We start from the raw sequence: 25,818 nt of genomic DNA on the forward strand, positions 1-25,818 counted from the left end.
ATGGCGACCTACGGCCCTCGGATCGCCGCCCTCGAGCGCCGGGCCGAGCGCGACCGCGAGGCGTTCGACCCCGAAGCAGCGACAGCCGACGACGCGACGGTCTACCTCCGTGAGGGGGCGGGCCAGGCCATCTGGCTCTACGTCGAGGCGCGAACCGGGGGTCGTCTGGTCGCGTTCTCTCCGGCGGAACTGCGGGCGCTCGAGCGCGCGATGAACACCTGGTTCGAACTCTACGCTCGCTGCCACGGCGTCGAGTTGGCGGCGGCGTTCTCGATCCGTCAGGCGGCCGAACTCCTCCTGGATACGCGAAACGTCCTGGATACGGCACAGCTATTGACGCACGTTCCACCTCGATGAATCACCGTACTGGCAGGATACGCGACCCAGTGAGACCCACCTCGCGAAAACGGCCAGTCAGGAGACCGGCCGCGACGACCGTCAGTCGGCGCGGGAAGTGGTGGGTGAGGTAATCGGTGCGTCCTCGGCCGGGGCGTCCCGCTCGAGTGTGTCGGCGGGTTCGTCAGCGTCCGCCAGCGCCTGGTGTGCGTAGAACGCGACGGCGAAGTCGCGCGGACTCGGAATCGCACAGGCGAGCCACCCGATCACGGCCGCGTTCACGGCGAGAGGGGTCGCCGGTGTGAGTCCGCCCGTTGCGGCCAGCAGACAGACCGGGAGCGTCAGCGAGAGCGGCATCAGTGCGGCCACGCGAAGCACCCACGCGGGTTCGTCACCGGTCGGGTTCGGTGTGACGACCGCCAGTGGGCGGCGCAGGTGCGCGCTGAACCCAGCCTGTCCGGCCGCTGCCGGGTCGGGGACGAACTCGAGCGTGTACTCGATTCGGGCGAGGCGCAACACGGCGGCGTGGGCGAGTTCGTGGACGACGATGCCGAGACCGACGGCGAGTACGAGGGCGACGCCAGCAGCGACGGCATCGAGACCGGTCATCGGTGGTCTCCACTCGTCACACCGCCCGTCTGCTCGCCGTGTCGGTCGCCGACTGCCCCGTCTGCGGACGTACTGATCACGCACGCTGGCAGAAACACGCTGGCCGCATGGGAGTGAGGCTTCACGTGTCGGTACATTATTACGGCGGACGAGTCTCGAGCCGCCTCGAACGCTCGGACCGGCCGCTCCGGGTCGGCCGGGTAGGTGCGCCCGCGCACAACCCACCCTATTAACAATTAAGTAGTGTGCGGTGTTATGACATCCCATGGCATTCACGGGAGAGCTCGAGTTCGGTCACGACGACCGCAGGCGGATCTACGAGTACGTCGAGCGCCACGGAGCGGCCGACCTCGACGAGACGTGCGAGCGCCTGGGTATCGATCCGGGTGGCTTTCGCCACCACGTTGCCATCCTCAAACGCGACGGGCGGCTGGAGGAGACCGACGGAACGCTCCGCGTCGCCCTCGACGCGGGTGCCGAAGAGGAGTACGTCACCGACGACTTCGAGTTTCACATCCGACCGGCGATCCAGGAGGACCTCTCGGGCATCGTCGGCGCGATCAGGCAGGTCGTCGACGAACGGACCTACATCGTCGCCGAGAGCGTCGCCGACGAGGTCGACCACCAGGACGCGCTCTTGCGCCACAACGAGTTCGAGTCGCGGATGTTCTTCGTCGCGACGGTCGCCGACGAGGTCGTCGGCTGGGTCCACCTCCACGCGCCAGAACTCGACAAACTCGCCCACACCGCCGAACTCACCGTCGGCGTCATCGAGGAGTACCGCGGCCGCGGCATCGGCTCACACCTCCTCGCACGCGGACTCGAGTGGGCGGGGGCGAACGGCTACGAGAAGGTCTACCAGAGCGTGCCCTCGACGAACGAGGAGGCGATCGTCTTTCTCGAGGATCACGGCTGGGAGATCGAAGCCGTCCGCGAGGGCCACTACAAACTCGACGGCGCGTACGTCGACGAAGTGATGATGGCGATCGGTCTCTGATCTTCTTCACACCTGCTTTCCGCTGTCAGTTCACTCGCGCTTCGACGTACTCGTCGTTGAGTTCCCACTCTCCGTCCTCGCCCCGGACCATGTACTCGCCGTAGAAGGGGACACGGTTCGCTGCCACCGTCTCGAACGCCGCGCGAATCTCGTCTCTGCCCAGTTCGCCCATCGGTTCGAGGTCGTCGTTTCGGTTCAGACACCCTTTCAGGTAGCCGTCGTGGGTCACCCGGATGCGGTGGCAGTTCGCACAGAACGACGCGTTCTCGACGGGATCGACGATCTCGACCATGCCGCCACCGATCCAGTACCGCCGCCGGCCGTGCATCTCGCGGCGTTCGATCTCGTCGGCCTGTTCGGCGAGCCAGTCGTGGACGCGTTCGATCTCGATCGCCCACTCCGGCCTGCCCGTCAGCTCCGGCATGTACTCGATCAGCTGTAACTGGAGGCCGTCGTTTGCGGCGACGTGCTCGACCATCTCCGGGACGTAGCCCGCGGTCTGCTCGAAGACGACCATGTTCAGCTTCACCGGGTCGAGACCCGCCTCGAGTGCCGCGTCGACGCCCTCGAGCACCCGGTCGTAGGCGCCGGTCTTCGTGACAGCGGCGAAGGTCTCGGCGTCGAGGGCGTCCTGCGAGACGTTCACGCGCTCGAGTCCGGCCTCGACCAGCGCCTCGGCGCGCTCCGGGAGGAAGGTGCCGTTGGTCGTCAGCGAGACCGCCATCGACGCCGGGACGCGCGAGACGATCTCTTCGACGTCCTGGCGGAGCAGCGGCTCACCGCCGGTGAATTTGACGCTGTCGATGCCGAACTCGGCAGCGACCTCACAGACGCGGACGACGGCGTCAGTGCTCATCTCGTCGTCCTGCGGCTCCATCGGTCCACGCGTATCCCCCATTCCCTCGTTGTGACAGTAGACACAGTCGAAGTTACACCGGTCGGTGAGCGAGATCCGAATGCCCGTGACCTCGCGCCCGAACTCGTCGGCCAGCATACCCCTCGCTTGTGGGTGAATCCGCTTAAACACGCGGTCGGAATCGGCCTCGAGTAACCACTTTTGATTACCCCCTCCGGCAGTCTCGACGCCGGTACCAGTGGCAGCGGACGGCAGCAGGGTCCTTCGAGACACCCCACACCACTCATACCGCTGGCCGTGGTGGACTCCCCATGAGTACGATCGCGGAACTCACCGTGCCGGCCGACGAGTTCGCCCTCCGACGGACACTCGAGCGCCTCGAGTCGCTCGTGGTCGACGTCGAACGCGTCGTCGCGTACGATCCGGATCACCTCATGCCGTTCGTCTGGCTGGCGGGCAACGAGGCGGAGATAGCCGTACTGGACGACGAACTGCACCGCGATCCGAGCGTCGAGTCAGTCACGCTGTTGACCGACCTCGGCGACGAACGCCTCTACCGGATGGAGTGGGTCGACGACGTCACCGTCCTGTTACACGTACTCACCGAGGAGGAGGCGACGGTGTTGCAAGCGACGGGTGAGCACTCGCAGTGGCGACTGCGCATCCTCTTTCCCGAACGCGATGCGCTCTCGCGAACGTACGAGTTCGCCACCGACCAGGGCTTCTCGCTCGACATCCAGCGCATCCACGAACTCGACGACGATCGCTACGGCCGTCACGGACTCACCGACGCACAACACGAGACGCTCGTCAGAGCACTCGAGCGGGGGTACTACGAGATTCCACGCCACGCAGACATGGAGGAACTGGCCGCGGATCTCGGTATCTCTCACCAGGCGCTCTCGGAGCGACTTCGTCGCGCACACAAACGCCTCGTCGAGGATGCGATCGAACTCGGCCCGCGGGAGTGACCGGTCCTGAACGTTCCTCGTTTCAGTGAATGAAAAAGCATACCCACGCGCAGCCGAACACGTCACCATGGACGACGAAACTCTCAGGGAGCAGCGCCGACTCGTCGAACTCATCTCAAAGGAGGGGTGGAACGTCACGAACGTCGAACTTTCCGTTTTCGACTACCAGCTTCCAGACAGACAGGGTCCTGAAGTGACCATGACGATCACCGCCAAAAAGCCCTGCGACGACGACAACCCCTACCGAGTGAAGTGAGCGAGGCCCCAGGACCTATCCATTGGTTATATTCTACGGAACTATTTAGTGGTTGTACAGTATACAAACAATCATGGGCGAGAACGACCGAACGATTACCCACATCGGTGAGGTCGAGCGGATCGTCGACACCGACTTCCACTTGACTGAACAGCAAGAGACGATTCTCCCGTATCTCGAGGAGCCGTTCGACAAGGTCCTCAACGTCGATTCGGGTCGCGTTCGCGGGCAGGTGGATGGTGGCTACCTTGGCCAACTCTACCCGTCCGCGGGACATCTGACGCCGACCGACACCGGAAAAGCGGAGTCAGACGACATCCGTACGCCGGAAGACGTCGAGCGCGGGATGGACCTCATGGGCGTCGACGAGGCGATTCTGACGCCTGGATTGAACCTTCGACTCGGACTCGTCCACCACGACGAACTCGCCGCGGCGTTCGCGACCGCGTACAACAACTGGCTCCTGGATGCGATACTCGACGCCGACCGATCGTTCTACGGGGCGATGACGGTCGCACCCCAGGAGCCAGCGAAGGCGGCCGAAGAGATCGAGCGGCGAGCGGGTGAGAAGTCGATCGTAGCGGTACAGATCCCCGGCGGCGGTGTCACCCCGCCACTTGGGCGCGAACGGTACTTCCCGATATACGAGGCGGCCGAACGGGCGGGTCTGCCGGTCATGATCCACAACGCCGCGACCGGAATCGTCGGGAACTATCCCCTCCAGTGGCGGGGAACGAAACGCTACATCGACGTCCACGTCCCCTACCATCCCGCCGAGCAGATGTGGCACCTGACGACGCTCCTCACCGCCGGGGTTCCCGTCCGATTTCCCGACCTGACGTTCGTCATGCAAGAGTGTGGCATTGGCTGGATTCCCTACTTCATGCGCCGCTACGACAACGAGTACGCGAAAAAGAGCGAGGACGCCCCACTACTCGAGAAGACGCCGAGTGAGTACCTCGACGACCAGTTTTACTTCACGAGCCAGCCGACTGAAGGCGCGAACGACCCGGAGTACCTCTGTGCCGTCGTTCGGCTGTTCAACGGCGCACAGAACCTGCTGTTCTCGTCCGACTATCCACACTACGACTTCGATTATTCGGATACGCTGTTGAAGGCGTTACGCCCGGAGTTTACGGACGAAGAGATCGAGAACGTGTACGGACGAAACGCCGCCGACGTATTTGCCCTCTAAGATGGAACCGAACGAACCGCTCCACTACGTCGCTGAGACGGACGAACTCGAGGAGGGCGGCCGCCTCATCACCAGCATCCGTGGCCGGGAAATCGCCGTCTTCAACCGCGAGAACGAGTACTACGCGCTCGCAAACTACTGCGTCCACCAGGGTGGTCCCGCTTGCGAGGGTCGCCTCTCCGGCCGCCTCACCGAGGACGAGCGCGGGGAACTCGTCTACGAGGACGACGACGAGTTCGTCTGCTGTCCCTGGCACGGCTGGGAGTTCAACATCGAGACTGGGCGCAGTCTCGCCCACCCCGACCGCTACCGAGTACCGACCTACGAGACGGCCGTTCGCGACGGAAAACTCTACGTGAGACTCTAGAATGTTCAGCACCTCCTCCAGCCAGAACGTCGGCGAACTCCCCATCCGGCGACACGACACACCACCGCTCGGCCACCAGCGCATCGTCTACGGTCTCTATATCCGGCCATGGTCACGTGCGCTCCGGCGGGACGAGTACCGATGAGTGACGTCGCCTTCATCGAGGGCGAGCGCGTCTCGCTCCGTCCGCTCGAGGAGACGGACGTCGATTTCCGCCACCGTTGGGAGAACTCGGCGCACGTTCGTGCGGCGATGCGGGGCCACGGCCCGAAACCTCGTCACGCACTCGAGCGAGTCGACGGCGACGCGTTCGAGTTCGTCGTCGTCGGCGAGGGCCGTCGCGTTGGCTACGTCGCCGTCCACAGCATCGACACCTACGACGGCCACGGGACGATCAGCTACTGGATCGCGAGACCGTATCAGGACCGTGGCTACGCGACGGAGGCGGTCTCGTTGGTAGTCGAGTACGCGTTCACCGACCTGCGTCTCCACCGGGTCCGCGCCGACGTACGCGACTTCAATACCGCCTCACAGCGAGTGTTAGAGCGCATCGGGTTCGAACGGGAGGGCTGTCTGCGAGAGAGCCGGTTCGTCGACGGTACCTACTGCGATCGGTACTGTTACGGCCTGCTCGCATCGGAGTGGGGACGAGACCTCAGCTGACCAGTCCGGCCCCCAGTTTGTCGTTCTCGACCGTGCCACCGTCTCGCTGGAGAGACTTCTCGGCGTTGACGATCGAAGTTGTATTGTGGAGGTACTCGGCGGCGAACTCCGCGAACGCGTCGTTGTACTCGACGTTGTCGGCGAGGAACACACCGTCGGTAGCCATCGCGGGCCGCACCGTCGAGAACTCGAAACGCATGTGGTCTGCGTCGTGGCACGAATCGTGGAGGAACACGTCGACTGTCTCCTCCTCGGCGACGGTCGGCAATACCGCTCGCGCATCGCCGATCCGTAGGTCCCACCACTCTCTGAGTGTCTCGGACACGACCCAGCCAGTTTCCCTCGACTCGAGGTCCGACGGGAGCAACTCGGTCTCTTCGACGTCGATCGAAATCAAGGTTCCACGGCCATTGTCCGCGAGCGCCTGGAGGAAGTACGCCGAACTGAGACCGTCGAACACGCCGGTTTCGACGACCGTCTCCGGTTCGACGATTCGTACGATGACGTACAGCAGGTCGCGCCAGGTTTCGCCAACTTCAGTCGGCCGGTGCTCAGTTCGCTCGAGCGCCGACTGCAAGTCGCCGTAGAACGTGTCGTTCGACCGGAGCGCCGACCGGTACCGGCGGACCGTCTCCGCATCGGTCCCGAGTAAACTTTCGGTAAATGCTGCTAGCTGTTCATCCGAGAGTTCAATCTCGAAGTTGTAGAAGCAGTCGGGATATGGACTGTCGGATTCCATAGTATTCGTACAACATACAATTCCTTAAATGTATTCAGAGAACGGGTGGACCGTGGCGGACGGCCCAGACGATGGCGATGCCGACCGTCATCGCGAGGAGGATACTGCCGCTCTTCCAGGCGAGGAGGAGGACGGCAGCAGTCGCCAGCCACTCGGGAGGGCCACCGGTCACGACGGCCGGGGCGACGATGGCGACGATCACCGCCCCGGGAATCGCCTCGAGCCAGTGCGTGACGGTCTCCGAGAGGTCTACTTTCCCCATCGCCCAGAGACCGCCCGCCTTCGTCGCGTAGGTGACGACCGCCATACCGAGGATCGTCGCGAGGACGACACTACTAAGCACGGCGACTCACCGCAGCGAGGCTGCCGAACAGTCCGCCGACCACGATGTACCACGACCCGGGGAGGACCTCGGCGGCGACGATCGCGCTCGAGCCAGCGACCGCCCAGGGAAAGAGATCACCCGTTCCGTCCCAGATACCGACGAGGAGCGTGAGGAACACGGCGGTAAACGCGAAGTCGAGTCCCCACCGCTCCGGGTCGTCGACGGCACTCCCGGCAGTCACGCCGACGACCGTCGCCACGATCCAGAACGAAAAGATCGCCAGACCGCTGCCGAGTAAGAACGCACCCTGAACGTTTCCCGAGCGGTACTCCGCGATGGTCAGCGCCCAGTTCTCGTCGGCCATGAAGAACGCACTCGAGTACGCCTTCGACGGCGAGAGCGCCTCGAACCAGGGCCTGAGCGCTGCCCCCATCAGGAGATATCGGAGGTTGACGACGAGCGTGGTCAACACGATGGCGAAGACGGGAACCGGGTCGGCCCACATCTCCATGGCGATCAACTGCGCCGCGCCCGCGAGAACGGCCGCGCTCATGAGCGCGGCCTCGACGGCGGTCAGCCCCGCCTGATTCGCCAGCACGCCGAAGACGAGTCCGTAGGCGAACACGCCGAGTGCGATCGGAATACACTTGCGGTAGCCGTCGACGACGCCCGCGACGGTGAACGGAACCTCCTCGGTCGAGACCACCTCCGGTGTGTCACTCGAGCGCACGTTCTGTGTCACCCCTTCCTCTGTCTCCATGTGTTCAGTCGATTCGGTACGCTTCGACCTGCTCTTCGTCGACGGTGACGCCGAGACCCGGCCGGTCCCGGATGAAGAGCCGTCCACCGTCGAACTCGAAGGGAGTCTCGATGATGTGGTCCTCCCACGAGTAGTAGACCGAGTCGACCGGCAGGTTGATCGCCGGAGTCGTAGCGACGAGTGCGAGAATCGCTGCGGTCTTGATCCCGAGGTCGAACGCACAGTGGTGTGAGAGCGAGATGCCCGCGTCGTCGGCGAGACCAGCGAGTTCCTTCGCCGCGAGCAACCCACCGGCTGGCACGAGGTCGATCACCCCGACGTCGATCGCATCTCGTTTGACGAGTTCGAGCAGATTGTGTCGGAAGTAGGTGTCCTCGTTCACCGCGATCGGCGTTCGGAGGCGTTCACGCAGGCGCTGGTACGTCCCGAAGGTGTCGATCCGAATCGGCTGCTCGAGATACTGCAGGTAGACGCCGGCGTCCTCGAGCGCAGCACCGACGCGGACGGCGTCCTCGACGGTCCAGCCCTCGTTGGGGTCCAGTCGGAACTCCAGTTCACCGTCGACCTCGTCGTCCATCGCGACGATGCGCTCGACGTCCGTGCGCCAGTCGCGCCCCGCCTTGGTCTTCAACACCGAGAACCCCTCCTCACTTGCGCGAGCGGCGTACGTACGTGACGCTTCTGGCTCGAGGATGCCGAGACAGGAGGCGAACTCGACGCCGTCGTCGACGTTTCCGCCGAGCAGGTCGGCGACGGGGACCCCGAGTGACTTCCCGTAGGCGTCCCACATCGCCATCTCTACACCACCGACGAACGGATCGATGTCGAAGTACTGGTAGTGGTCGAACGCGACGCGGAGGGACTCGACCGAAGAGACAGGGCGGCCGATCACCTCCGGGGCGAGTTCGTTCTCGAGGATGGTCTTCGTCGAGTCGACCGAGAGCGTCGAGCGCATCTCACCCCACCCCGTCACGCCGTCGGTGGTGGTGAGCCGGATGAGGACCCGTTCCATATCCCAGAACTCCGTATACCGCGTCACGTACGGCGCGATTCCGCCGTCCTCGAGCGGCGTCACGTCGAGACGGACCGGGAACACGTCGAGGGCTGTAATTTCCATATGGAGAATACTAACGTACGGACGTTATTCCTTTTGGTACAGGTAATTACCATTGGGCCGCAGCTCCAGTCACCCCGCCGATCGGCTCATCCCTTGATATTACAGACTGGAAACGTCCGCGCCACCCGGTGGCCGATGCCGAGTGCGTCCGAGACGCGGACCACCTCGTCGACGTCCTTGTAGACACCCGGCGCTTCTTCGGCGACGGTCGCTCCGGACTGGGCCTTCACGTAGATCGCCTGTCCCTCTCGCAGGTCGTCTCGCACGTCCTCGCCCCAGTAGTCGCGCTTGGCCTGCGTTCGACTCATCAGCCGACCCGCGCCGTGGGCGGTCGATCCGAAGGTGAGGTCCATCGACGCCGCACCGCCACAGAGGACGTAGCTGCCAGCGCCCATGCTCCCCGGGATGATCACTGGCTGGCCGACCTCGCGGTACGCCCGTGGAACCTCGGGGTGGCCCGCCGGGAACGCCCGCGTTGCACCCTTTCGGTGGACGTAGAGATCGCGTTGCTCGCCGTCGACCGTGTGGGTCTCCCGCTTGGCGATGTTGTGCGCCACGTCGTAGAGGAGGTCCATCTCGAGGGTCTCCCACGAGCGCCCGAAGACGTCCGCGAACACCTCGCGCGTCCGGTGGGTGAGCAGCTGCCGGTTCACCCAGGCGAAGTTGATCGCGGCGTTCATCGCTCCGTAGTACTCGTCTGCGAGCCGGCTCCCCGCCGGTGCGGCGGCCAGTTCCTTGTCGGGCAGCCGTGCTAACAGCGACCCGTGTTCGCGTTCGATCTTCCGCAGGTAGTCGGTGCAGGTCTGGTGGCCGAGTCCGCGCGAACCGGTGTGGATCAGGATCACGATCTGGTCCGCCGAGAGACCGTAGGCCGCCCCGACGGTCTCGTCGAAGACGTCCGTCACCCGCTGGACCTCTAGGAAGTGGTTTCCCGATCCCAGCGAACCGATCTGGGTCGCCCCCCGTTCTTTCGCTCGCTGGGTGACCATCGAGGGATCCGCGCCCGCACGCATCCCCTCGTCCTCACAGTGGCGCAGGTCCGACGCGACCGCGTACCCGTGCTCGAGCGCCCAGTCGACACCACGGGCGAGGATCTCCTCGACCGTCCCGACGTCGGTCTCGACGACGCCACCGCCACCGAGTCCCGACGGAATCGCCTCGAAGAGCGCGTCGACGAGTTCCTCCTCGCGGCCGCGAACGTCCGCGTAGGTCAGGTTCGTCGTCACCATCCGCACGCCGCAGTTGATGTCGTAGCCGACCGCGCCGGGCGAGAGACAGCCCTCCTCGGCGTCCATCGCGCCGACGCCGCCGACCGGGAAGCCGTACCCCTGGTGGCCATCCGGCATACAGACCGCGTAGTTCGTGATCCCCGGTAGCTGCGTCGCGTTACGCAACTGCTCGAGCGTCTTGTCCTCGGCGATCTGTTCGAGAAGTGCCTCGCTCGCGAGCACGCGCGCTGGCACACCCATCTCACCCTGTCGTGGAATCTCCCAGACGAACTCACGAATCCGCTCGAGCGTGAGACCGTCCGCGTCGAATGTGGCCATACCTAGTCCTCGGCCGTCGAGACTGAAAGAAGTGTCACCCGGCTCTCGGACGAGCGCAGCCAGCGACTGGTCGCTCGCTCAGACGTCGAAGACCACGTACGCTTCCCACCCCGACGCACGCTCCTCGAGTCGCATCTCCGAGTACGTGACCGCCTTCACCTCGCGTGCATCGACCGAGTCGAGCGGGACGCCGCGAGCGCTCCCCTCGAGCGTCCACGCGTCTTCGTCCGCGCCGCCGTCTACTCCATCCTCACTCGAGCCGCCGTCTACTCCATCCTCACTCGAGCCGCCGTCTACTCCATCCTCACTCGCGCTGCCGTCCACCCCATCTCCCCGTCCTTCGGGGATGGTGATCGACACCTGTACGTCGATGGGAAACTCGAGGCGGACGTCGCGCTGGAAGAGCAGTTCGTCGAGGAAGTCGAACAGCAACGCCTCCCTCGACTCGGCGCTCACCGCCAGCGGGAAGCGCTCGCCCTCGGCCGGAAACGCGTCACAGGAGGCTGCTGCCAGTCCATCGGCCAGCGAAGCGAAGACGTCCTCGAGCGTCTCCCCGGTCGCGAAGACGGCCACGTCGGCGGTGTGTGCCCGCAGTTCGAAGCCCATACACGCAGCCAGGTCGCGTGCGATGGTAGTTCCATCGGACCGGTCTCGGCTCACACGGCGGTCCACCGATTCGGTCGACAGCGGTGCGTTCCGCCCGAGGGTGCCGGTGGAATTATATCCGCGTCCCTGTTACGAAGAGGTAGTGAGCGTCAACATCGACAGCCGTGTCGTCGCCCCGGGGAGCGGCGAGTTCGTCGAGGAGGCCTGGGACCTCAAAGAGCGCATCCACCGCAGTGAGGGGGTACTCAAGCAGCGCCGGTCGTTCTTCACCGACGCCTACCGCCGCTCGACCGTCCACTGCTACCTCCAGAACGGTACCGACCTCGTCGGCTTCGCCGCCGTCCGCCGCGACGGCTACATCCTCTTTCTCGCCGTCGACCCGACCTGTCGGGGAGAGGGCATCGGCAAACGCCTGGTCGCCCGCGTCGTCGAAGACCACCGCTCGGTGACCTGTCACGCCCGGACGACCAACGAGAACGCCCTCCAGTTCTACGAGAACTTCGGCTTCGAGATCAAACGCCGCATCGACAACTACTACGAGGACGGCGGCGACGCCTACTACCTCAAACTCGGTGCCGACGGCGGCATCGCCGACCGAATCTCCGACCTCGTCCGCCGGTAACCTCTGGTCTCCGGGACGGACCCGGCAGTGTTTTAACGACCCCAACGAGTACTCGAGTCGATGGAGGAGCGAACGCGGGCGTACCTGCGGGGTCGGTTTCGCGACCACTACCGGCGCACGGAGATCACCCCGCCGCCGGACGCGAACGAACGCGAGTGGGGCTTCATTCCCTGGACGCAGAGCCCCGGCACGACGATGGTCCGTCACCGCTCGCTCCTCGAACTCGGCGACATCGGCGACTTCCTCGAGCGAAAACGCCCGCGTCACGTCTACTTCTCGGCCGGGCGCTACACCGACCCCGGCGCGGGGTCGATGGCGGCGAAGGAGTGGCGCTGTTCTGACCTGATCTTCGACCTCGACGCCGACCACCTCCCCGGTGTGACCCTCGGCGAGGACAGTTACGCAGAGATGCTCGCGACCTGTAAGGGGGCGCTGTTTCGCCTCCTCGACTTTCTCGAAGACGACTTCGCGTTCACTGACCTCGAGATCGTCTTCTCGGGTGGCCGGGGCTACCACGTCCACGTCAGAGACGAGGCGGTCTTACACTTAGAGCGCGAACACCGCCGCGAAATCGTCGACTACGTCCGCGGCATCGGTCTCGAGTACGACGACCTCGTCGCGCACGAACCCGTCGCCGGACTCGGACGAAAGACACCCACCCACCGGCGGACGCTCGAGACGAGCGGTGGCTGGGGGAAACGCACCCACGACCACTTCATGGCGTTCGTCGACGACCTGCTCGAACTCGACGACGAGGAGGCGCTCGCCCGCCTCCAGGAGTTCGACGGCATCGGTGAGGGGAAGGCGACGGCGGTGCTCACCGCCGCGCGCGACAACCGCGAGGGACTCGAGGCGGGCAACGTCACCGTCCACACCGCGGTCTCACAGCTCGCAGAGCGCTTCTCGATGCTCGCCGTCGAACGCGACAACGCGCCCATCGACGAACCGGTCACCACCGACACCAACCGCCTCATCCGCCTCCCCGGCAGCCTCCACGGCGGCAGCGCACTCGAGGTGTGTCGCCTCGAGCGCGACGAACTCGACGCGTTCGACCCGCTCGTCGACGCCGTCCCCGAGACGTTTCGCGGCCACGAGATCGCCGTCGACGTGAGCCGTGACGGACTCGTCGAGGTCGGTGGCGAGGCGCTCGAACTCGAGGCTGGCGTCCAGACGCTCCCGGAGTACGTCGCCGTCTTCCTGCTGGCTCGTGGCTGGGCGGAGAAGGAGAAAGAGCAGTGAGTGCTCGACGCCGTGACCGTCGTGTCAGCGAGTCCGTCCGTCCGTCGGACGATATCTTTACGTTACAGGGTACTGTTCACTCAGCCCAGGACTCTCCCAGAGTCGGTGTGGTGGAAGGATGAACCTCGACGAGTTACGCACGGTGCAGAGCAAGGAGCGCCAGAAAGACAGCCTCCAGCACCTGCGCCCGTCGTTCTACCAGGAAGTCGCCGACTACATCTCCGAGTTGAAAGCCGAGCGCGAGCGGGTCGCCGCCGCCGCTGACGATCCCTTTTCGTCGCCGGAGGTCGGCCGCCTCACCGACGAGATCGAGACGGCCAAAGACGTCGTCGAAGCGATCTACGAGCGCCGGATGGGAAAACTGGTCAAACAGGCGAGCCTGACGGCTGCAGGGATGTCGGGCAACGACGAGGGGCTGACCGCCGAGGAAGCCGATCTGTTCGACGACCTCGTCGAGCGGATTCGCACGAACAAGGGCCGGGTGCTCGACGTACTCGCAGATGGAGCGACCACACCAAGCGACGCCGCTCCGTCGGGTCCGGCCACAGACGTGGCCGGGTCACCAGCCAGTGCGGAGCCGACTGAAACGGCCACCGCCGACGACACGCCGCCCGTTCCGCCGGACGAGCCGCCTCGAGCGGACCCCCCGGAAACGGACGCCCAGTCGGCCGACGAAGCGGGCGTCAGCGTCGCCGACGTGATGGGAGGCGATGGACCACCACTCGCTGCAGACGGCCCGGCCGATGGCGACCCAAACCAGGCCACCACGGACGGTGGAGACGGTCTCGAGAAGGCGTCGGCGGACGGTCTCGAGACCACGGACGAGAGCCACCCCTCGAGCGGCGACGACTCGACTGACACCGGTGCCGGCCAGCGCGGAACCGTCGACCGTCTCACCGTCCGCATCACCCGCGATGTCGGGTCGATTCTCGGTGTCGACGACCGCGAGTACACGCTCTCGAGCGACGATGTCGTCACTCTGCCGCGCCAGAACGCGACGCCGCTGCTCGAGCGCGACGCCGCAGAGCCGTTGTAGCCGGGTGCGACGGACAACCGGAAAACCTACCTCGGACCGGTCGAACACACCGCTATGCTCGAAGTTGGGGAGGTGGCGCCGGAGTTCGAACTGCAGAATCAACACGGGGAGACAGTTTCGCTCTCGTCGTTCGAGGGGCGGGTCGTCGTCTACTTCTATCCGCGGGCGAACACGAGCGGCTGTACGACGCAGGCGTGTGAGTTTCGCGACGAGCGTCCGCGCTTCGACGAGCGAGACGTCGCCATCGTCGGTATCAGTGACGACCCCGTCGAGGACCTCGAATCGTTCGCCGAGGAGTACGACCTCCCGTTCGACCTCGTATCGGACGAACACGGCGAAGTGTCGACGCTCTACGACTCCTACGGCGAGAAACAGATGTTCGGCAACACCTTCGACGGCGTCTTCAGAAATACCTACGTCGTCGGTGCCGACGGACGGATCGAAGCCGTCTACGAGGACGTCACGCCCGAGGGCCACGCCGAATCGATTCTGGCCGACCTCTGAGAGCGGTCCCTCACGGTCTCTCGTAGTACAACCGGGACAGTCTACGAACTGATCACGTATAGTGAGTGTTTCCAGTAACACGGAGTTTCACTGGACGATCATCCTTACACGATCTTTCATACTACCTATATGTACACCGACGGTGTGAGATACTGTCGTCGTAGCAATGACTACCAACGGTAATTCCGACCTCTCACGACGATCGATTCTCAGACGCAGTACGACCGCCGCCGTCGGTCTCTCCGCACTCGCCGTCGCAACACCGGCGACGGCTCAGGACTGCGAGAGCCGCGCGCTCGGGACGGTGGCACTCGACGACCCGGACCTCCCGATTCGACGCACCGAATCGGAGTGCGTTCCGAGCGGCGTCCCGGGTACGTATACACTCGAGCGCGTCTCACTCTCCGGACCGAACGCCGACGAGTTCAGACTCGAGGGTGTGCCCTCGTTGCCGGTGACGCTCGGCTCCGGCGAGTGCCTCGACGTACAGGTGGTCTTCGATCCGACGAGTCCCGGCGAGAAGGCCGCGGTCGTCACTGCCGAGGGTGAGTGTGTCTCCGAGGCGTTCGGTGCCTCGCAGCAACGATCGGAGTGTGTCCGGTATACGGCGACGGTAACGCCAGCGAGTGGGACCGACGAGTCACCGGAACCTCCTGCCGATCCACCAGAGTCACCGGAATCACCTACCGATCCACCGGAAGAGCCGCCGGAGTCATCCGAATCTCCTACCGATCCACCAGAAGAGTCACCAACGTCGCCGGAGGAATCCGACGACGGGTCCACAGATCCGCCTGAACCGACACTGGAGGAGCCGTCGGTGGTCACACAGGAGTCTACCGAAACCACGTCGGAGGCGACCTCGGCGTCGTCTACGGACTCGTCAGACGACGTCGGAGACCACCTCGAGTCAGTACAACATCGCCTCTCCGACCGTCTGGGTGACTCCTCGAGCGAAGACGAAGACACAGAAACGGGCTACATCGACGACCGTCTCGGACAGGTGTTCAGTCGGCTGTTCGGCTGACGAGTGCGTCGGTTCCAGCGAGGGTATTCTCGCCCGACCGCCTCACTGGAAGGTGCGGCCGACTTCGCGCTCTTTCGGTTCGGCCTGCTGGAACTGCTCTTCGATCTCGTCGTAGCGCTCGCGAGTCTTCGGGGTCACACTCGGTGGGACTTCCTCGAGTGCGTGCTCGAAGTGGTCGGCGCCGATGCGGACGTTGCCGACCGTATCGGGGATGTCCTCCGGGTCGACCGTCTGGATGAACTCCCGGCTCGCGGCCATCGAGGCCTCGCGGCAGACGGCTTCGATGTCGGCACCGACGTAGCCGTCGGTCTCGGCGGCGAGCCACTCGAGGTCGACCGCGTCGGCCAGCGGCTTGTTGCGGGTGTGGACCTCGAAGATCGCCCGGCGGGCGTCCTCGTCGGGGACGGGCACGTGGACGTGGCGGTCGAGTCGCCCCGGACGGAGCAACGCGGGATCGATCAGGTCCGGCCGGTTCGTCGTGGCGATCACGACGACGTCCTCGAGTTCCTCGAGACCATCGAGTTCGGTCAGCAGCTGCGAGACGACGCGCTCGCCAACGCCGGAATCACCGGTTCGCTGGCCGCGTTCGGTCGCGATCGAGTCGATCTCGTCGAAGAAGATCACGGTCGGCGCGTTCGACCGTGCCTTCTCGAAGACCTCGCGGACGCCGCGTTCTGACTCGCCGACGAACTTGTTGAGCAGTTCGGGACCCTTGATCGAGATGAAGTTCGACTGGGCCTCGTTGGCGACGGCTTTCGCGAGCAGGGTCTTCCCGGTGCCCGGTGGGCCGTACATGATGACGCCCTTGGCGGCCTGCATGTCCATCGCCTCGAACACCTCGGGGTACTCGAGTGGCCACTGGATCGTCTCTCGGAGGCGCTCTTTGGTGTCGCCCAGGCCGCCGACGTTGTTCCAGGTGACGTCGGGAACCTCGACGAACACCTCGCGCAGCGCCGAGGGCTGGATGCCCTTCAGCGCCTCTTTGAAGTCGCGCTCGGTGACGCGCAGTGACTCGAGGACGTCGGCGTCGATCTCGTCCGACTCCAGGTCGAGTTCGGGGCGGATGCGTCGGAGGGCGTTCATCGCGGCCTCCCGGGCGAGCGAGGCGAGGTCTGCACCGACGAAGCCGTGGGTATTCTCGGCGTACTGCTCTAAGTCGACCGAGTCCGATAGCGGCATGCCACGGGTGTGGACCTGCATGATCTCCTTGCGGCCTCCCTTGTCGGGGACGCCGATTTCGATCTCGCGGTCGAAGCGGCCGCCACGGCGGAGTGCGGGATCGATCGCGTCGACGCGGTTGGTCGCGGCGATGACGGTGACGCGGCCGCGTTCCTCGAGTCCGTCCATCAGGCTCAGTAGCTGCGCGACGACGCGGCGTTCGACGTCGCCACCGGCCTCTTCACGTTTGGCCGCGATGGAGTCGATTTCGTCGATGAAGACGATCGCGGGGGCGTTCTCTTCGGCTTCCTCGAACACCTCACGCAGTTGCTCTTCCGATTCGCCGTAGTACTTCGACATGATCTCCGGGCCGGAGATGGTCTCGAAGTGGGCGTCGATCTCGTTGGCGACCGCCTTCGCCATCAGGGTCTTCCCGGTGCCCGGTGGGCCGTGCAGCAGGACACCCTTCGGCGGCTCGATGCCGAGCTGTTGGAACAGCTCCGGGTGGCGCATCGGCAGTTCGATCATCTCGCGAACCTGGTCGAGTTCGCCGTCGAGACCGCCGATGTCCTCGTAGGTGATGTTGGGAACGCTGTCGCTCCCTGGACTGCCGGTCGAGATCTGCTCCGCTGGCGTCTCCGAGATCTCGATCGTCGTCGAGTCGGTGATGACGACGGTTCCGCTGGGGGCCGTCTCGGCGACCTTCAGCGGCACCGACTGGCCGGAACTCGCCATCGGGCCGAACGAGAGCGAGAACGGGACCGTCTGCCCCGCGGTGACGGCCTGTCCGCTCAGCTTGTCGCGGACGAGCGGGCCGATGTCACCGCGGATGCGGAGGTTCTGTGGGAGCGCCACCGTGACCGACGACGCGGGGTTGACGTCCGCCGCGTCGACCGTCACCCGGTCGTCGATGCCGACACCGGCCTCCTGGCGCAGGCGACCGTCGATGCGAATCACGCCGCGGCCCTCGTCTTCGGGGTAGCCGGGCCAGACGCGCGCGACCGCTCGCCCCTCACCACCGCCGTCGATGAGAATGTAATCGCCGTTCTCTAACTCGAGTTCACGCATCGACGCGCGGTCGATCGCGGCCAGTCCGCGACCCGCATCCTTCTGTTTTAAGGGTTTGACGGTAAGTTTCATCGCTGAGCCTCCAGTTCGATACTCAGTACGCCGTTTTTCATAAACGTGTGCGCCTCGTCGGTCTCGTCGGGGAGGTCGAACTCGTACTGGTCGTCCTCGAGGACGACGATGACGGTTCCGTCCGCGACGTCGACCGATGCCTCCTGGCCGCTGGCACCGAAGTCGATCGCCAGTACGCGCTCGTCTCCGTAGGTGTACTGACGGACCAGGTGTCCGCTATCTCGGGTGAGTTTCTCGAGAGTCATGTTCAACTAACCCGAGGTAAGCCACACAAGTATATAAATGTTTCGCTGGCTAATCGCAGCACGTGACGACGGTGGCAGTTTATCGGTAGGATTGCGGTCCACACCTGATCGTACGCTTTCAGGGAGTGATATCGTCGACGCGTGTACCGGCCGGCGCGAGGATCCGGGTGCGACCGTGGTCGGTCTCGAGGGTCCAGTAGCGACGAGGAGTACACACTCGAGCGGGTTCGCGACGACCCCGCCCGGCTGCCGACCACATCCGAACGTTATACCGGCGACGCCCGTAGGTGTCACCATGGGACAGACCGAGACCATCTCACATCACGGACGAACGACGGCCTACCGTGGGACCGGCCGCGACCGCCCGGGCGAGACCGTCCTCTACGTCCACGGCAGCAGCGCGACGCGCGACCTCTGGCGGGCCCAGCACCGCCTCGAGCGCGACCGGCCGGTCGTCTCGCTCGACCTCAGCGGCCACGGCGACTCGAGCGACGTCGACGCCGACCCCGGCTACACGGCGCTCTCGGCGTACGCCGACGACGTCATCGCCGTCGCCGAGGCGACCGACGCTCGCACGCTCGTCGGGAGCTCACTCGGCGGCGCGGTCGTCCTCCACACCCTGCTCGAGCGCGCCTTCACCCCGGAGGCCGTCGTCCTCGCGGGCACGGGTGCGCGCATGGGCGTGCTCGAGGACCTCCTCGAGTGGCTCCGCACTGACTTCGAGCGCGCCGTCGAGTTCCTCCACCGCCCGGACTGTCTCTTCCACGACGCCGACGACGACCTCCGCGAGCGCTCGATGCAGGCGATGTACGAGACGGGACAGGCCGTCACCTCTCGGGACTTCCTGACCTGCCACCGCTTCGACGTTCGGGACCAGCTCGGAGCGGTCGACGTGCCAACGCTCGCGGTCTGTGGGGAGCACGACCAGCTGACCCCGCCGTGGTACCACGAGTACCTCGCCGAGGAGATTCCCGACGCCGACTGGGTCACACTCGAGGGGTGTGCACACCTGACGATGCTCGAGCGACCCGAGGCGTTCACCGAGGCGGTCAGTGGCTTTCTCGCCGACCGAGGGTTGTGACGGCGATCACCGAGACGGGGCCGTCGTTTCTTACACTCGAGTTTCCAGGTCTCTAGAAAACCACAAACTGTGATGGTCCAACGAAGACCGATAGAGCGCCTGCTGAGGAGTGTCGTTCAGGAGGTGAGTGCTATAGATTCATCAAGCAAGACCCAGTGCAGGTACGAGTAGCAACGAATTGCCGAGTAAGTGCATGATCATACACGCGACGAGGTTCCGACGCCAGACGTAGAGGACGTAGAGGAGCACGACGTTTGCGCCGTTAGTAACGAGCCACAGCGGCCCAAAAAACGTGACGTGCGGAATCAGGAAGACGACGAAGCTAAACCCAACCGCCAGCCACAATCGGCCGGTGAGTTCCTCCAACCGCTCGATTACGTAGCCTCGAAAGAGAATCTCTTCGGTAGTCGCCGTCGTCAGGATCAGTGCGACGATGATGGGAAGTGAGAGGGCAACTATCGTTTCCGTCCCCTCAGGTGATGGGTTCAGAACGGTGGTCGTACCCATCTGCACGACGATACCGGTTAGTCCGAAGACGACCGCCCACAGTACATCCTTTCGATTCGGTCGGGAGAGACGAATTGAGCCGAGTCCGCGACCCTCGACCCGGAAGATGTAGGTCAGCAGGAGTACGACAGCGACCCAGTTCCAGAGAATAACGGATGGCGGCCCCTGCGGCCCAACTTCGAGTCCAGCCAGCCGAAGGACTCGTGAAATGTAACTCGGAATATATGCGATTACGAGGCCAAGAAGAACGATTTTCCAGCACGCTGGACTCGTAGATTCTCGTCCGGATTCGATATTTTTCATCGTCTGCCACCACTGATTTGTACGTATCTATGTCTTCCTCGAGAGTCACTCGGACAAATCAGGACGTACGCCAGTGTACGACGGCCAGCCGACCCTACCGACACGACGATTCGATGACCAGAGTCGTCTCAGACGAGGCCCCACTCCCCTTCGACCCGTGCGACCCGTCCGTCGATTTCGGCGTGACTGACGGAGTGTGCGATCGTCTTGAGTTCTGAAAGCGCCTCTTCTGTCAGATCGGACTCATCAGGGAAGAGAAACACCCAGTTGGTTTCGATACGGTCGTCGGGACCATCGGGCAGGTCGTCAGGGTCGTTCGACAGCCCCAAGACGTACTGCCCGTCGACGTCGAGGTCGACGCCGGGTGGGAGCCCGTACTGGCCCGAAATACTGTGATCCTCGGGGAGTTCCTCGAAGACACGCGCGAAAGCGGGATCGGCAATCTCGAGCGGGTCTCGATCTCCTTCGTAGACTTCGAGGGGAATCTCGAGTCCATCTGCACTGTCACCGAGAATAATGGCGTGCTGACCGATCGCGATCCTCTCGTCGACGATCGTGAACGCACCGCGCTCACCGGTCTCCTCGTAGTCGGCATCGTCGGCCAGGCTATCGAGGATGTCTTCGGCGTCGAACGACCCGAGGTGAATCACGTTCGCGTGCTGTACGAGTGTCCCCTCGACGCTCTCTTCGGTGACCTCGACGAACTCGGGAACCGTTTCGAACAGGTCGGGCTCGTACCCGTGGGTGTAGTCGAACCGGAGGTTCATCTCCGGCTCGAGTTGTTCACTGTTCAGCCAGAATCGAAAGTTGGTGGGATCTTCAGGATCCGCCTCCTCGACGCCCCAGTCGACGTCTGCTACGTCGATGTGTCCGTCTTCGTCGAGCCAGATCGGCTGACTCTCGTCCGCTTCGGGACGGTCCTGCTCATCACCCGAACCGAGACAGCCAGCCAGTCCCGCACTCACTGTCGCAATGCTCAGCGTCGCAAATTCTCTTCGTCTCATACAAAATGACAGTGGGTGCACGAAAAAACGCTGTCGGTCCATGGTGATGGCCAATAGAAATTCGCCACACTGCGGGTACACGGGACTGTTCACATTCATTCCACCGCTCGAGCGATGTCCGTGAACTCGAGCCTCTCGTGCGACCCGAGGCGTTCGCGCGCGACGTGCCAGCCTCCGCGCTCGGCGCGAGTATCGTAACAACTGCAACGATTCACACACTGATCGCCGACTCGTCCGGCGATCAGGTGTGCACTGACTTGCAGTGGCTACTTTCGCTGTGACGTGAGCGCGGGCGCTCGAGGCGGCTGGAAGAGGGCGGTCCGGGAGATCAGTAGAGTTCGTCCAGGTCGGCCTGCTCGTGGCTGTGCTCGTCGGCCGGGAACGCACCGCTCTCGACCGCCGAGACGTAGGCGTCGACCGCGCTCGTCATCTCTCCGCGTACGTCACCGAACTGCTTCGAGAACGAGGGACTCCACTCGGTCAGCCCGACGGCGTCGTTGAACACGAGCACCTGTCCATCGCAGTCGGGTCCGGCACCGATCCCGATCGTCGGAATCTCGAGTGCGTCGGTCACCTCGGCTGCGAGGTTCGAGGGGACGTGCTCTAAGACGAGCGCGAACGCACCCGCGTCCTCGTGCTCGCGAGCCAGCTCGAGGATGGTCTCTGCCGCCTCCTGGGTCGTCCCCTGGCGTGGATAGCCGCCGAGTCGGTTGACGTGCTGGGGGGTGAGACCGAGGTGTGCCAGCACCGGAATCCCCAGCTGGACCAGCTTCCGGGTGAGCGCGACGGTGTGGGGACCGCTCTCGAGTTTGACCGCGTGTGCGCCCTCGTCTTTGAGCATCCGCCCGGCGTTTCGGACGCTCTCTGCCTCGTCGACGCCGTAGGAGAGAAACGGCATGTCGGCGACGACCATCGCCTCATCGACGGCTCTGGCGACGGCTCCGACGTGGCTCGCCATCTCGTCGACGGTGACCGGCAGCGTCGTCTCGTAGCCGAGCGCGGTGTTGCCGACGCTGTCACCGACGAGGATCACGTCGATACCTGCCTCGTCGACGATCCGCGCCGTCGAGGCGTCGTACGCGGTCAGCATCGTGATCGGCGTCTCACCCGCCTGCTCCTGGAGATCCCTCACCGTGACCATACCACCCTATTCGAGGCGAGCGGGTAAACGTCACTGGTCTCCACTCGAGTGCGGTTGTCGCCGATCCGTACGCGCCTGTGCGTCTTCTCGGGTGGTCTCTTTCGAAACGTACTCCGAGCGCGCCACGGAGCCGGGGCTCGAACACAAGCTTTTTTCACCCGCTCTAACAATTGTGTGTTGACATGATTGTCGCCGATGGTCTCACGAAGCGCTACGGAGACGTGACTGCAGTCGATAGACTCGATCTGCGAGTGGACGGCGGAACCATCTACGGGTTTCTCGGCCCGAACGGCGCCGGCAAGACGACGACCATCGGGATGCTCACGACACTGGTCGAGCCGACCGCTGGAGGGGCGACAGTCGCTGGTCACGCCACCACCGACCGTGACGCGGTGAAACCCCACATCGGCTACCTGCCCGACGAACCGCCGGTCTACGACGCGTTCTCCGCCCGCGAGCAACTCGAGTACGTCGCGACGATTCGAGGGCTCGAGGAGGGGTGGGCGGCCGAGCGTGCCGAGCGCCTGCTCGAGCGTGTCGGGTTGGGAGACAGTGCTGACCGACGGATCGACACCTACTCGCAGGGGATGCGCCAGAAAGTTGGTCTCGTGCAGGCGATTCTCCACGACCCGGCGGTGCTCTTTCTGGACGAACCGACCAACGGCCTGGACCCACGTGCCGCCCGCGACGTGGTCGACCTGATCGCGCAACTCACAGACGACGGCACGACCGTCTTCCTCTCGACGCACATCCTGCCGGTCGTCGAGGAACTGGCCGACACGGTGGGCGTCCTCCACCAGGGCTCACTCGTCGCCGAGGGATCACCCGCCGAACTCACACGCCGGGTGACCGACGCAGACGAGTCGACGCTCGAGCAGGTGTTTCTGACCGTCACGGACGACGACTCACGCCTTGCGACGAAGACACCGGGCGAGCGTCTCACCCCTGGTGAGGGAGAGTGACCGACGAAGAACCGGTCCCCGCCGGCGGGGACACGGCGACGACGAGTGGGTCCGCACAGTCGGTCTCGAGCGTCGACACCGCGCCGGCCGCTCGCGGCGGGCCATCGCCGATCGCGGCGATCCGTGCGATCTCACACGCAGAACGGGCGCAGTTCGACTACCGACACACCTCGACGCGGCGGAAGAAGGCCCTCGTGTACGTGCTGTTCGCGGCGATGCTCCCGGTATTCGCGCTGTTGCTCTGGGGTGCCTACGGTATCGGCCAGCGGGTCGGCGCGGGCGAGGCCGACGGCCTGCTCGAGCTGGCCCGGTGGTACCTGCCAGCGGCGGTCGCGATGTACGTGTTCGTCGGTGCGACGGAGGCGACGAAACGACTGGTCGGCTTCGAGGCCCGCGAGTTACTGCTCACCACCGTCTCGGAACGGACGCTCGTTCTCGGACTGCTCGTTGCGGACTTCCGCCAGTCGATGTGGGGGTTCATCGGCCCGACAGCCCTGCTGGTAGCGGTGTTCGCCATCGGCGCTGGCTCACCGACCGTCGTCGTCGCCGCGACCATCGCCGCCCTCTCGCTCGCGGTCGCCTCGATGCTCGCGGGCTACCTCCTCGGCCTGGGTGCCCGCCTGGCCCTGCGACGGGCGGGTCTCTCGAGTACGCTCCGGTCGCTCGCAGGCGGTCTCGGCGGCGTCGGTGTCGTCGTGCTCTCGGCGGCCGGCGGTGTGCTCGTCGGCCGGACCGGGGCAAACGTCAGCTTCGGCGATCAGGCGTCGTTCGCAGCGATCACGCCGGACGGTCCGCCACCGATTCCGCTGGCGTACTACGCCGATCTGTTCTTCGTCGGCACACCACTCGTCGACACCCCGCCGCTGCTCGCGCTGGCCAGCGGCGTTCTCGTCGTCGCGACGGTCCCGGTTTCCCTCTGGCTTCTCGTCGCGCTCACACCACGGCTGTGGTACGCAGAGTCGCCAGCACCAGCCGATGACACCGACGCCACGGTCTCGCAGACACCGCCCACCGACGGCCGCGAGTGGCCCTGGCTCGAGTATCCGGTGGGCTACGTTGCCGACCGGACCGTCCGTCGGTCGGTCCGCACGCCACAACGACTGGCACACCTGCTGTACTACGCCGCCGCGGTGGGGATGCTCGTCGTCATGGGTCTCGCCGATCCGGCGCTCCCGTTCGTGAGTGTCGTGGGCGGGGCGCTCGTCTGTCTCGGAATCTGGCTCGCCGGTGGGACCGTCGGCCTGAACCCGCTCGGTGACGAGGGAGCGATGCTCGAGCAACTCGTGCTGGCCGAGCTCTCACCGGCGTCGTTCGTCCGCGCTCGCGTGCTCGCGGGGACGGTGATCGCGCTCCCGTTCGTCCTCGTCGGCACGGCGCTGTTGGCGGTGTACACACTGTCGCCGACCGACGCGCTGCTCGTCGGCGGCTTCCTCACACTCCTGACGCCGGCGAGCGCCGCTATGGCCGTCGGCGTCGGCTCACTGCTCCCGAAGACGGAGCCCGGCCGCGTCCTCGAGCGGATCGACGCCCGGCCACCCGAGAAACTCGCGATGCTCGCCCACGGTGCGGTGACGGTCGTCCTCGCTGCCGGCGGTAGCACGCTCCTGGTCGTGGACGCGACCCCATCGGTGCGCCTGGGCGGTCTCGCCGTCGTCGCCCTCGCGACGGTGGTCGCAGCCGACAGCGGGTACCGGTTCGCGGTGAGCGCGCTCGCCGACTACGGCCGTCCTCGCCGACCGGACCCGATCTACGCGCTCGAACTGGCCGTCGGTCTCGCCCTCCTCGGTCTCGTACTCTCGGTCACTGTCACGGAAGGCGTGGTCCTCTTGGCGCCAGTCTCCGGTTCGGGTGCGTTCCTCGTCGCGTTCGTCGCGGGGTTCGTCGGCTGGGCGGTGGCCGGCGTCGCGTTCGTCCTCGCGGCTGGCTACGGCAGAGACGCCCTCGATATCAGGCTTCCCACCGCTCGAGATGGCCGATACCTCGTCGGCGGCGTGGTGTCGTCAGTCGCGGTGTACGGGGCGGTCGTCGCGGCCGTCTCGGTTCTGGACGCTCCGGTCGTCGAACACGCGATCGTCGAGGAGGTCCTCGCCGGTGGTCCCGCGTTCGTGCTCGCCCTGTTCGTCCTCGTCCTCCTGGTCAACGCTCCCGTCGAGGAGTTTCTCTTCCGCAACGTGATCCAGAACCGGCTCGCACGGACGATTCCTACTGGGTGGGCGATCGCCGTCACCGCGGTCGTCTTCGCGCTCGTCCACCTCCCGGTCTACGCCAGCGCCGACCCCGTCGCCGTCGCAGTCACGCTCACTCCGCTGGCCGTCCTCGCAGCCATCTGGGGGTGGGTCTACAGCCGGACGGAGAACCTCGTCGTTCCGACACTGTGTCACGGCGTCTACAACGTCGTCTCGCTCGGCCTGTTGTACGCGCTGCTCTAGCGCGCTACCGCCCCTCCCACGACCTCTCTCCGGTGGCACCACCACGATCGGACGGAACGGCGAATTTAAGCCCCTCGCC

At 65.0% G+C, this 25,818-nt stretch carries 28 protein-coding genes; 15 read left to right on the forward strand and 13 right to left on the reverse strand.

Features of this window, described 5'->3' with window-relative positions; translation table 11 throughout:
• A complete protein-coding gene (locus N0B15_RS07270; RefSeq protein WP_263018976.1) occupies positions 1-357 on the forward strand; it encodes a DUF8055 family protein in 357 nt (118 codons plus the stop codon).
• 81 nt (positions 358-438) lie between these two features.
• Here N0B15_RS07270 and N0B15_RS07275 read toward each other — a convergent pair whose 3' ends face one another.
• Positions 439-945 carry a hypothetical protein gene (locus N0B15_RS07275; protein WP_263018978.1) on the reverse strand — a complete coding sequence of 169 codons (507 nt, stop codon included), beginning with the start codon at positions 943-945 and terminating at the stop codon, positions 439-441.
• Positions 946-1,210: 265 nt separating this feature from the next.
• On the opposite strand from N0B15_RS07275, the gene N0B15_RS07280 reads away from it, so the two are divergent.
• Complete coding sequence (locus tag N0B15_RS07280) at positions 1,211-1,942, forward strand: bifunctional helix-turn-helix transcriptional regulator/GNAT family N-acetyltransferase (RefSeq protein WP_263018979.1); 732 nt, start codon at positions 1,211-1,213, stop codon at positions 1,940-1,942.
• Positions 1,943-1,967: 25 nt separating this feature from the next.
• Here N0B15_RS07280 and moaA read toward each other — a convergent pair whose 3' ends face one another.
• Positions 1,968-2,936 carry a GTP 3',8-cyclase MoaA gene (gene moaA, locus N0B15_RS07285; protein ID WP_263018981.1) on the reverse strand — a complete coding sequence of 323 codons (969 nt, stop codon included), beginning with the start codon at positions 2,934-2,936 and terminating at the stop codon, positions 1,968-1,970.
• A 173-nt stretch (positions 2,937-3,109) separates the two neighbouring features.
• Between moaA and N0B15_RS07290 the strand changes: the two genes are divergently transcribed.
• The 5 genes from N0B15_RS07290 (at position 3,110) to N0B15_RS07310 (ending at position 6,250) form a co-directional block, all read left to right on the forward strand.
• Positions 3,110-3,769 carry a helix-turn-helix domain-containing protein gene (locus N0B15_RS07290; RefSeq protein ID WP_263018983.1) on the forward strand — a complete coding sequence of 220 codons (660 nt, stop codon included), beginning with the start codon at positions 3,110-3,112 and terminating at the stop codon, positions 3,767-3,769.
• Positions 3,770-3,836: 67 nt separating this feature from the next.
• The gene (locus N0B15_RS07295) at positions 3,837-4,025 is read left to right on the forward strand and encodes a hypothetical protein (protein ID WP_263018984.1); all 189 of its coding nucleotides are present in this window, start codon (positions 3,837-3,839) and stop codon (positions 4,023-4,025) included.
• 73 nt (positions 4,026-4,098) lie between these two features.
• On the forward strand, positions 4,099-5,220 hold the full coding sequence (locus N0B15_RS07300; protein ID WP_263018986.1) for an amidohydrolase family protein: 1,122 nt from the start codon (positions 4,099-4,101) through the stop codon (positions 5,218-5,220).
• Position 5,221: 1 nt separating this feature from the next.
• Positions 5,222-5,587 (forward strand): Rieske (2Fe-2S) protein, encoded by a 366-nt coding sequence (locus N0B15_RS07305; RefSeq protein ID WP_263018987.1) that lies wholly within the window; start codon positions 5,222-5,224, stop codon positions 5,585-5,587.
• Between the two features lie 141 nt (positions 5,588-5,728).
• Positions 5,729-6,250, forward strand: coding sequence for a GNAT family N-acetyltransferase (locus tag N0B15_RS07310; RefSeq protein ID WP_263018988.1), 522 nt, complete (start codon positions 5,729-5,731; stop codon positions 6,248-6,250).
• Here N0B15_RS07310 and N0B15_RS07315 read toward each other — a convergent pair.
• The 6 genes from N0B15_RS07315 to N0B15_RS07340 form a co-directional block, all read right to left on the reverse strand.
• Positions 6,243-6,989, reverse strand: a complete 747-nt coding sequence (locus tag N0B15_RS07315) for a class I SAM-dependent methyltransferase (protein ID WP_263018990.1) — start codon at positions 6,987-6,989, stop codon at positions 6,243-6,245. The two genes, N0B15_RS07310 and N0B15_RS07315, sit on opposite strands and share 8 nt — an antisense overlap.
• Positions 6,990-7,023: 34 nt before the next feature.
• Entirely contained in the window at positions 7,024-7,332 is a 309-nt protein-coding gene (locus N0B15_RS07320) for an AzlD family protein (protein WP_263018991.1), read from the reverse strand.
• Positions 7,325-8,074 (reverse strand): AzlC family ABC transporter permease, encoded by a 750-nt coding sequence (locus N0B15_RS07325; protein WP_263018992.1) that lies wholly within the window; start codon positions 8,072-8,074, stop codon positions 7,325-7,327. The genes N0B15_RS07320 and N0B15_RS07325 overlap by 8 nt, the downstream gene beginning before the upstream one ends.
• Before the next feature lie 4 nt (positions 8,075-8,078).
• The gene (locus tag N0B15_RS07330; protein ID WP_263018993.1) at positions 8,079-9,191 is read right to left on the reverse strand and encodes a mandelate racemase/muconate lactonizing enzyme family protein; all 1,113 of its coding nucleotides are present in this window, start codon (positions 9,189-9,191) and stop codon (positions 8,079-8,081) included.
• Positions 9,192-9,277: 86 nt separating this feature from the next.
• Positions 9,278-10,738: an RtcB family protein gene (locus tag N0B15_RS07335; protein ID WP_263018994.1), complete on the reverse strand. Its 1,461-nt coding sequence runs from the start codon at positions 10,736-10,738 to the stop codon at positions 9,278-9,280.
• A gap of 78 nt (positions 10,739-10,816) precedes the next feature.
• The gene (locus tag N0B15_RS07340) at positions 10,817-11,344 is read right to left on the reverse strand and encodes an archease (protein WP_263019215.1); all 528 of its coding nucleotides are present in this window, start codon (positions 11,342-11,344) and stop codon (positions 10,817-10,819) included.
• Positions 11,345-11,486: 142 nt separating this feature from the next.
• On the opposite strand from N0B15_RS07340, the gene N0B15_RS07345 reads away from it, so the two are divergent.
• The 5 genes from N0B15_RS07345 to N0B15_RS07365 all read left to right on the forward strand — a co-directional run bounded on the left by N0B15_RS07345 (position 11,487) and on the right by N0B15_RS07365 (position 15,769).
• Positions 11,487-11,966, forward strand: coding sequence for a GNAT family N-acetyltransferase (locus N0B15_RS07345; RefSeq protein WP_263018995.1), 480 nt, complete (start codon positions 11,487-11,489; stop codon positions 11,964-11,966).
• Positions 11,967-12,026: 60 nt separating this feature from the next.
• Entirely contained in the window at positions 12,027-13,205 is a 1,179-nt protein-coding gene (gene priS, locus N0B15_RS07350) for a DNA primase small subunit PriS (RefSeq protein ID WP_263018997.1), read from the forward strand.
• 118 nt (positions 13,206-13,323) lie between these two features.
• Positions 13,324-14,241, forward strand: a complete 918-nt coding sequence (locus N0B15_RS07355; RefSeq protein ID WP_263018998.1) for a hypothetical protein — start codon at positions 13,324-13,326, stop codon at positions 14,239-14,241.
• 54 nt (positions 14,242-14,295) lie between these two features.
• Positions 14,296-14,745, forward strand: coding sequence for a thioredoxin-dependent thiol peroxidase (bcp, locus tag N0B15_RS07360; protein WP_263018999.1), 450 nt, complete (start codon positions 14,296-14,298; stop codon positions 14,743-14,745).
• Between the two features lie 166 nt (positions 14,746-14,911).
• Entirely contained in the window at positions 14,912-15,769 is an 858-nt protein-coding gene (locus N0B15_RS07365; RefSeq protein WP_263019001.1) for a dihydrolipoyllysine-residue succinyltransferase component of 2-oxoglutarate dehydrogenase complex, read from the forward strand.
• A gap of 42 nt (positions 15,770-15,811) precedes the next feature.
• Here N0B15_RS07365 and N0B15_RS07370 read toward each other — a convergent pair whose 3' ends face one another.
• Together N0B15_RS07370 and N0B15_RS07375 are read right to left on the reverse strand one after the other, a co-directional pair.
• Positions 15,812-18,067: a CDC48 family AAA ATPase gene (locus N0B15_RS07370; RefSeq protein WP_263019002.1), complete on the reverse strand. Its 2,256-nt coding sequence runs from the start codon at positions 18,065-18,067 to the stop codon at positions 15,812-15,814.
• On the reverse strand, positions 18,064-18,312 hold the full coding sequence (locus N0B15_RS07375) for a DUF7127 family protein (protein ID WP_263019003.1): 249 nt from the start codon (positions 18,310-18,312) through the stop codon (positions 18,064-18,066). Before N0B15_RS07375 ends, N0B15_RS07370 begins: the two co-directional genes overlap by 4 nt.
• A 295-nt stretch (positions 18,313-18,607) precedes the next feature.
• Between N0B15_RS07375 and N0B15_RS07380 the strand changes: the two genes are divergently transcribed.
• Entirely contained in the window at positions 18,608-19,393 is a 786-nt protein-coding gene (locus N0B15_RS07380) for an alpha/beta fold hydrolase (protein ID WP_263019004.1), read from the forward strand.
• A gap of 141 nt (positions 19,394-19,534) precedes the next feature.
• Here the strand turns inward: N0B15_RS07380 and N0B15_RS07385 are convergent, their stop codons facing one another.
• The 3 genes from N0B15_RS07385 to panB form a co-directional block, all read right to left on the reverse strand.
• Positions 19,535-20,203 carry a CPBP family intramembrane glutamic endopeptidase gene (locus N0B15_RS07385; RefSeq protein ID WP_263019005.1) on the reverse strand — a complete coding sequence of 223 codons (669 nt, stop codon included), beginning with the start codon at positions 20,201-20,203 and terminating at the stop codon, positions 19,535-19,537.
• A gap of 128 nt (positions 20,204-20,331) precedes the next feature.
• On the reverse strand, positions 20,332-21,207 hold the full coding sequence (locus N0B15_RS07390; protein ID WP_263019006.1) for a hypothetical protein: 876 nt from the start codon (positions 21,205-21,207) through the stop codon (positions 20,332-20,334).
• 328 nt (positions 21,208-21,535) lie between these two features.
• Positions 21,536-22,348: a 3-methyl-2-oxobutanoate hydroxymethyltransferase gene (gene panB / locus N0B15_RS07395; protein ID WP_263019008.1), complete on the reverse strand. Its 813-nt coding sequence runs from the start codon at positions 22,346-22,348 to the stop codon at positions 21,536-21,538.
• Between the two features lie 182 nt (positions 22,349-22,530).
• On the opposite strand from panB, the gene N0B15_RS07400 reads away from it, so the two are divergent.
• Complete coding sequence (locus tag N0B15_RS07400; protein WP_263019009.1) at positions 22,531-23,310, forward strand: ABC transporter ATP-binding protein; 780 nt, start codon at positions 22,531-22,533, stop codon at positions 23,308-23,310.
• The gene (locus N0B15_RS07405) at positions 23,307-25,739 is read left to right on the forward strand and encodes a type II CAAX endopeptidase family protein (RefSeq protein ID WP_263019010.1); all 2,433 of its coding nucleotides are present in this window, start codon (positions 23,307-23,309) and stop codon (positions 25,737-25,739) included. The genes N0B15_RS07400 and N0B15_RS07405 overlap by 4 nt, the downstream gene beginning before the upstream one ends.
• The last annotated feature ends 79 nt before the right edge of the window (positions 25,740-25,818 follow it).

Source organism: Natronobiforma cellulositropha (assembly GCF_025629245.1).
In the GTDB taxonomy this organism is placed as follows: domain Archaea; phylum Halobacteriota; class Halobacteria; order Halobacteriales; family Natrialbaceae; genus Natronobiforma; species Natronobiforma cellulositropha.

What these genes read in the sequence shown, in the direction of transcription:
- N0B15_RS07270 (WP_263018976.1), top strand. Translation starts at nt 1, where the DNA reads ATGGCGACCTACGGCCCTCGGATCGCCGCCCTCGAGCGCCGGGCCGAG.
- N0B15_RS07275 (WP_263018978.1), bottom strand. Translation starts at nt 945, where the DNA reads ATGACCGGTCTCGATGCCGTCGCTGCTGGCGTCGCCCTCGTACTCGCC.
- N0B15_RS07280 (WP_263018979.1), top strand. Translation starts at nt 1,211, where the DNA reads ATGGCATTCACGGGAGAGCTCGAGTTCGGTCACGACGACCGCAGGCGG.
- moaA (WP_263018981.1), bottom strand. Translation starts at nt 2,936, where the DNA reads ATGCTGGCCGACGAGTTCGGGCGCGAGGTCACGGGCATTCGGATCTCG.
- N0B15_RS07290 (WP_263018983.1), top strand. Translation starts at nt 3,110, where the DNA reads ATGAGTACGATCGCGGAACTCACCGTGCCGGCCGACGAGTTCGCCCTC.
- N0B15_RS07295 (WP_263018984.1), top strand. Translation starts at nt 3,837, where the DNA reads ATGGACGACGAAACTCTCAGGGAGCAGCGCCGACTCGTCGAACTCATC.
- N0B15_RS07300 (WP_263018986.1), top strand. Translation starts at nt 4,099, where the DNA reads ATGGGCGAGAACGACCGAACGATTACCCACATCGGTGAGGTCGAGCGG.
- N0B15_RS07305 (WP_263018987.1), top strand. Translation starts at nt 5,222, where the DNA reads ATGGAACCGAACGAACCGCTCCACTACGTCGCTGAGACGGACGAACTC.
- N0B15_RS07310 (WP_263018988.1), top strand. Translation starts at nt 5,729, where the DNA reads ATGAGTGACGTCGCCTTCATCGAGGGCGAGCGCGTCTCGCTCCGTCCG.
- N0B15_RS07315 (WP_263018990.1), bottom strand. Translation starts at nt 6,989, where the DNA reads ATGGAATCCGACAGTCCATATCCCGACTGCTTCTACAACTTCGAGATT.
- N0B15_RS07325 (WP_263018992.1), bottom strand. Translation starts at nt 8,074, where the DNA reads ATGGAGACAGAGGAAGGGGTGACACAGAACGTGCGCTCGAGTGACACA.
- N0B15_RS07330 (WP_263018993.1), bottom strand. Translation starts at nt 9,191, where the DNA reads ATGGAAATTACAGCCCTCGACGTGTTCCCGGTCCGTCTCGACGTGACG.
- N0B15_RS07335 (WP_263018994.1), bottom strand. Translation starts at nt 10,738, where the DNA reads ATGGCCACATTCGACGCGGACGGTCTCACGCTCGAGCGGATTCGTGAG.
- N0B15_RS07340 (WP_263019215.1), bottom strand. Translation starts at nt 11,344, where the DNA reads ATGGGCTTCGAACTGCGGGCACACACCGCCGACGTGGCCGTCTTCGCG.
- priS (WP_263018997.1), top strand. Translation starts at nt 12,027, where the DNA reads ATGGAGGAGCGAACGCGGGCGTACCTGCGGGGTCGGTTTCGCGACCAC.
- N0B15_RS07355 (WP_263018998.1), top strand. Translation starts at nt 13,324, where the DNA reads ATGAACCTCGACGAGTTACGCACGGTGCAGAGCAAGGAGCGCCAGAAA.
- bcp (WP_263018999.1), top strand. Translation starts at nt 14,296, where the DNA reads ATGCTCGAAGTTGGGGAGGTGGCGCCGGAGTTCGAACTGCAGAATCAA.
- N0B15_RS07365 (WP_263019001.1), top strand. Translation starts at nt 14,912, where the DNA reads ATGACTACCAACGGTAATTCCGACCTCTCACGACGATCGATTCTCAGA.
- N0B15_RS07370 (WP_263019002.1), bottom strand. Translation starts at nt 18,067, where the DNA reads ATGAAACTTACCGTCAAACCCTTAAAACAGAAGGATGCGGGTCGCGGA.
- N0B15_RS07375 (WP_263019003.1), bottom strand. Translation starts at nt 18,312, where the DNA reads ATGACTCTCGAGAAACTCACCCGAGATAGCGGACACCTGGTCCGTCAG.
- N0B15_RS07380 (WP_263019004.1), top strand. Translation starts at nt 18,608, where the DNA reads ATGGGACAGACCGAGACCATCTCACATCACGGACGAACGACGGCCTAC.
- N0B15_RS07385 (WP_263019005.1), bottom strand. Translation starts at nt 20,203, where the DNA reads ATGAAAAATATCGAATCCGGACGAGAATCTACGAGTCCAGCGTGCTGG.
- N0B15_RS07390 (WP_263019006.1), bottom strand. Translation starts at nt 21,207, where the DNA reads ATGAGACGAAGAGAATTTGCGACGCTGAGCATTGCGACAGTGAGTGCG.
- panB (WP_263019008.1), bottom strand. Translation starts at nt 22,348, where the DNA reads ATGGTCACGGTGAGGGATCTCCAGGAGCAGGCGGGTGAGACGCCGATC.
- N0B15_RS07400 (WP_263019009.1), top strand. Translation starts at nt 22,531, where the DNA reads ATGATTGTCGCCGATGGTCTCACGAAGCGCTACGGAGACGTGACTGCA.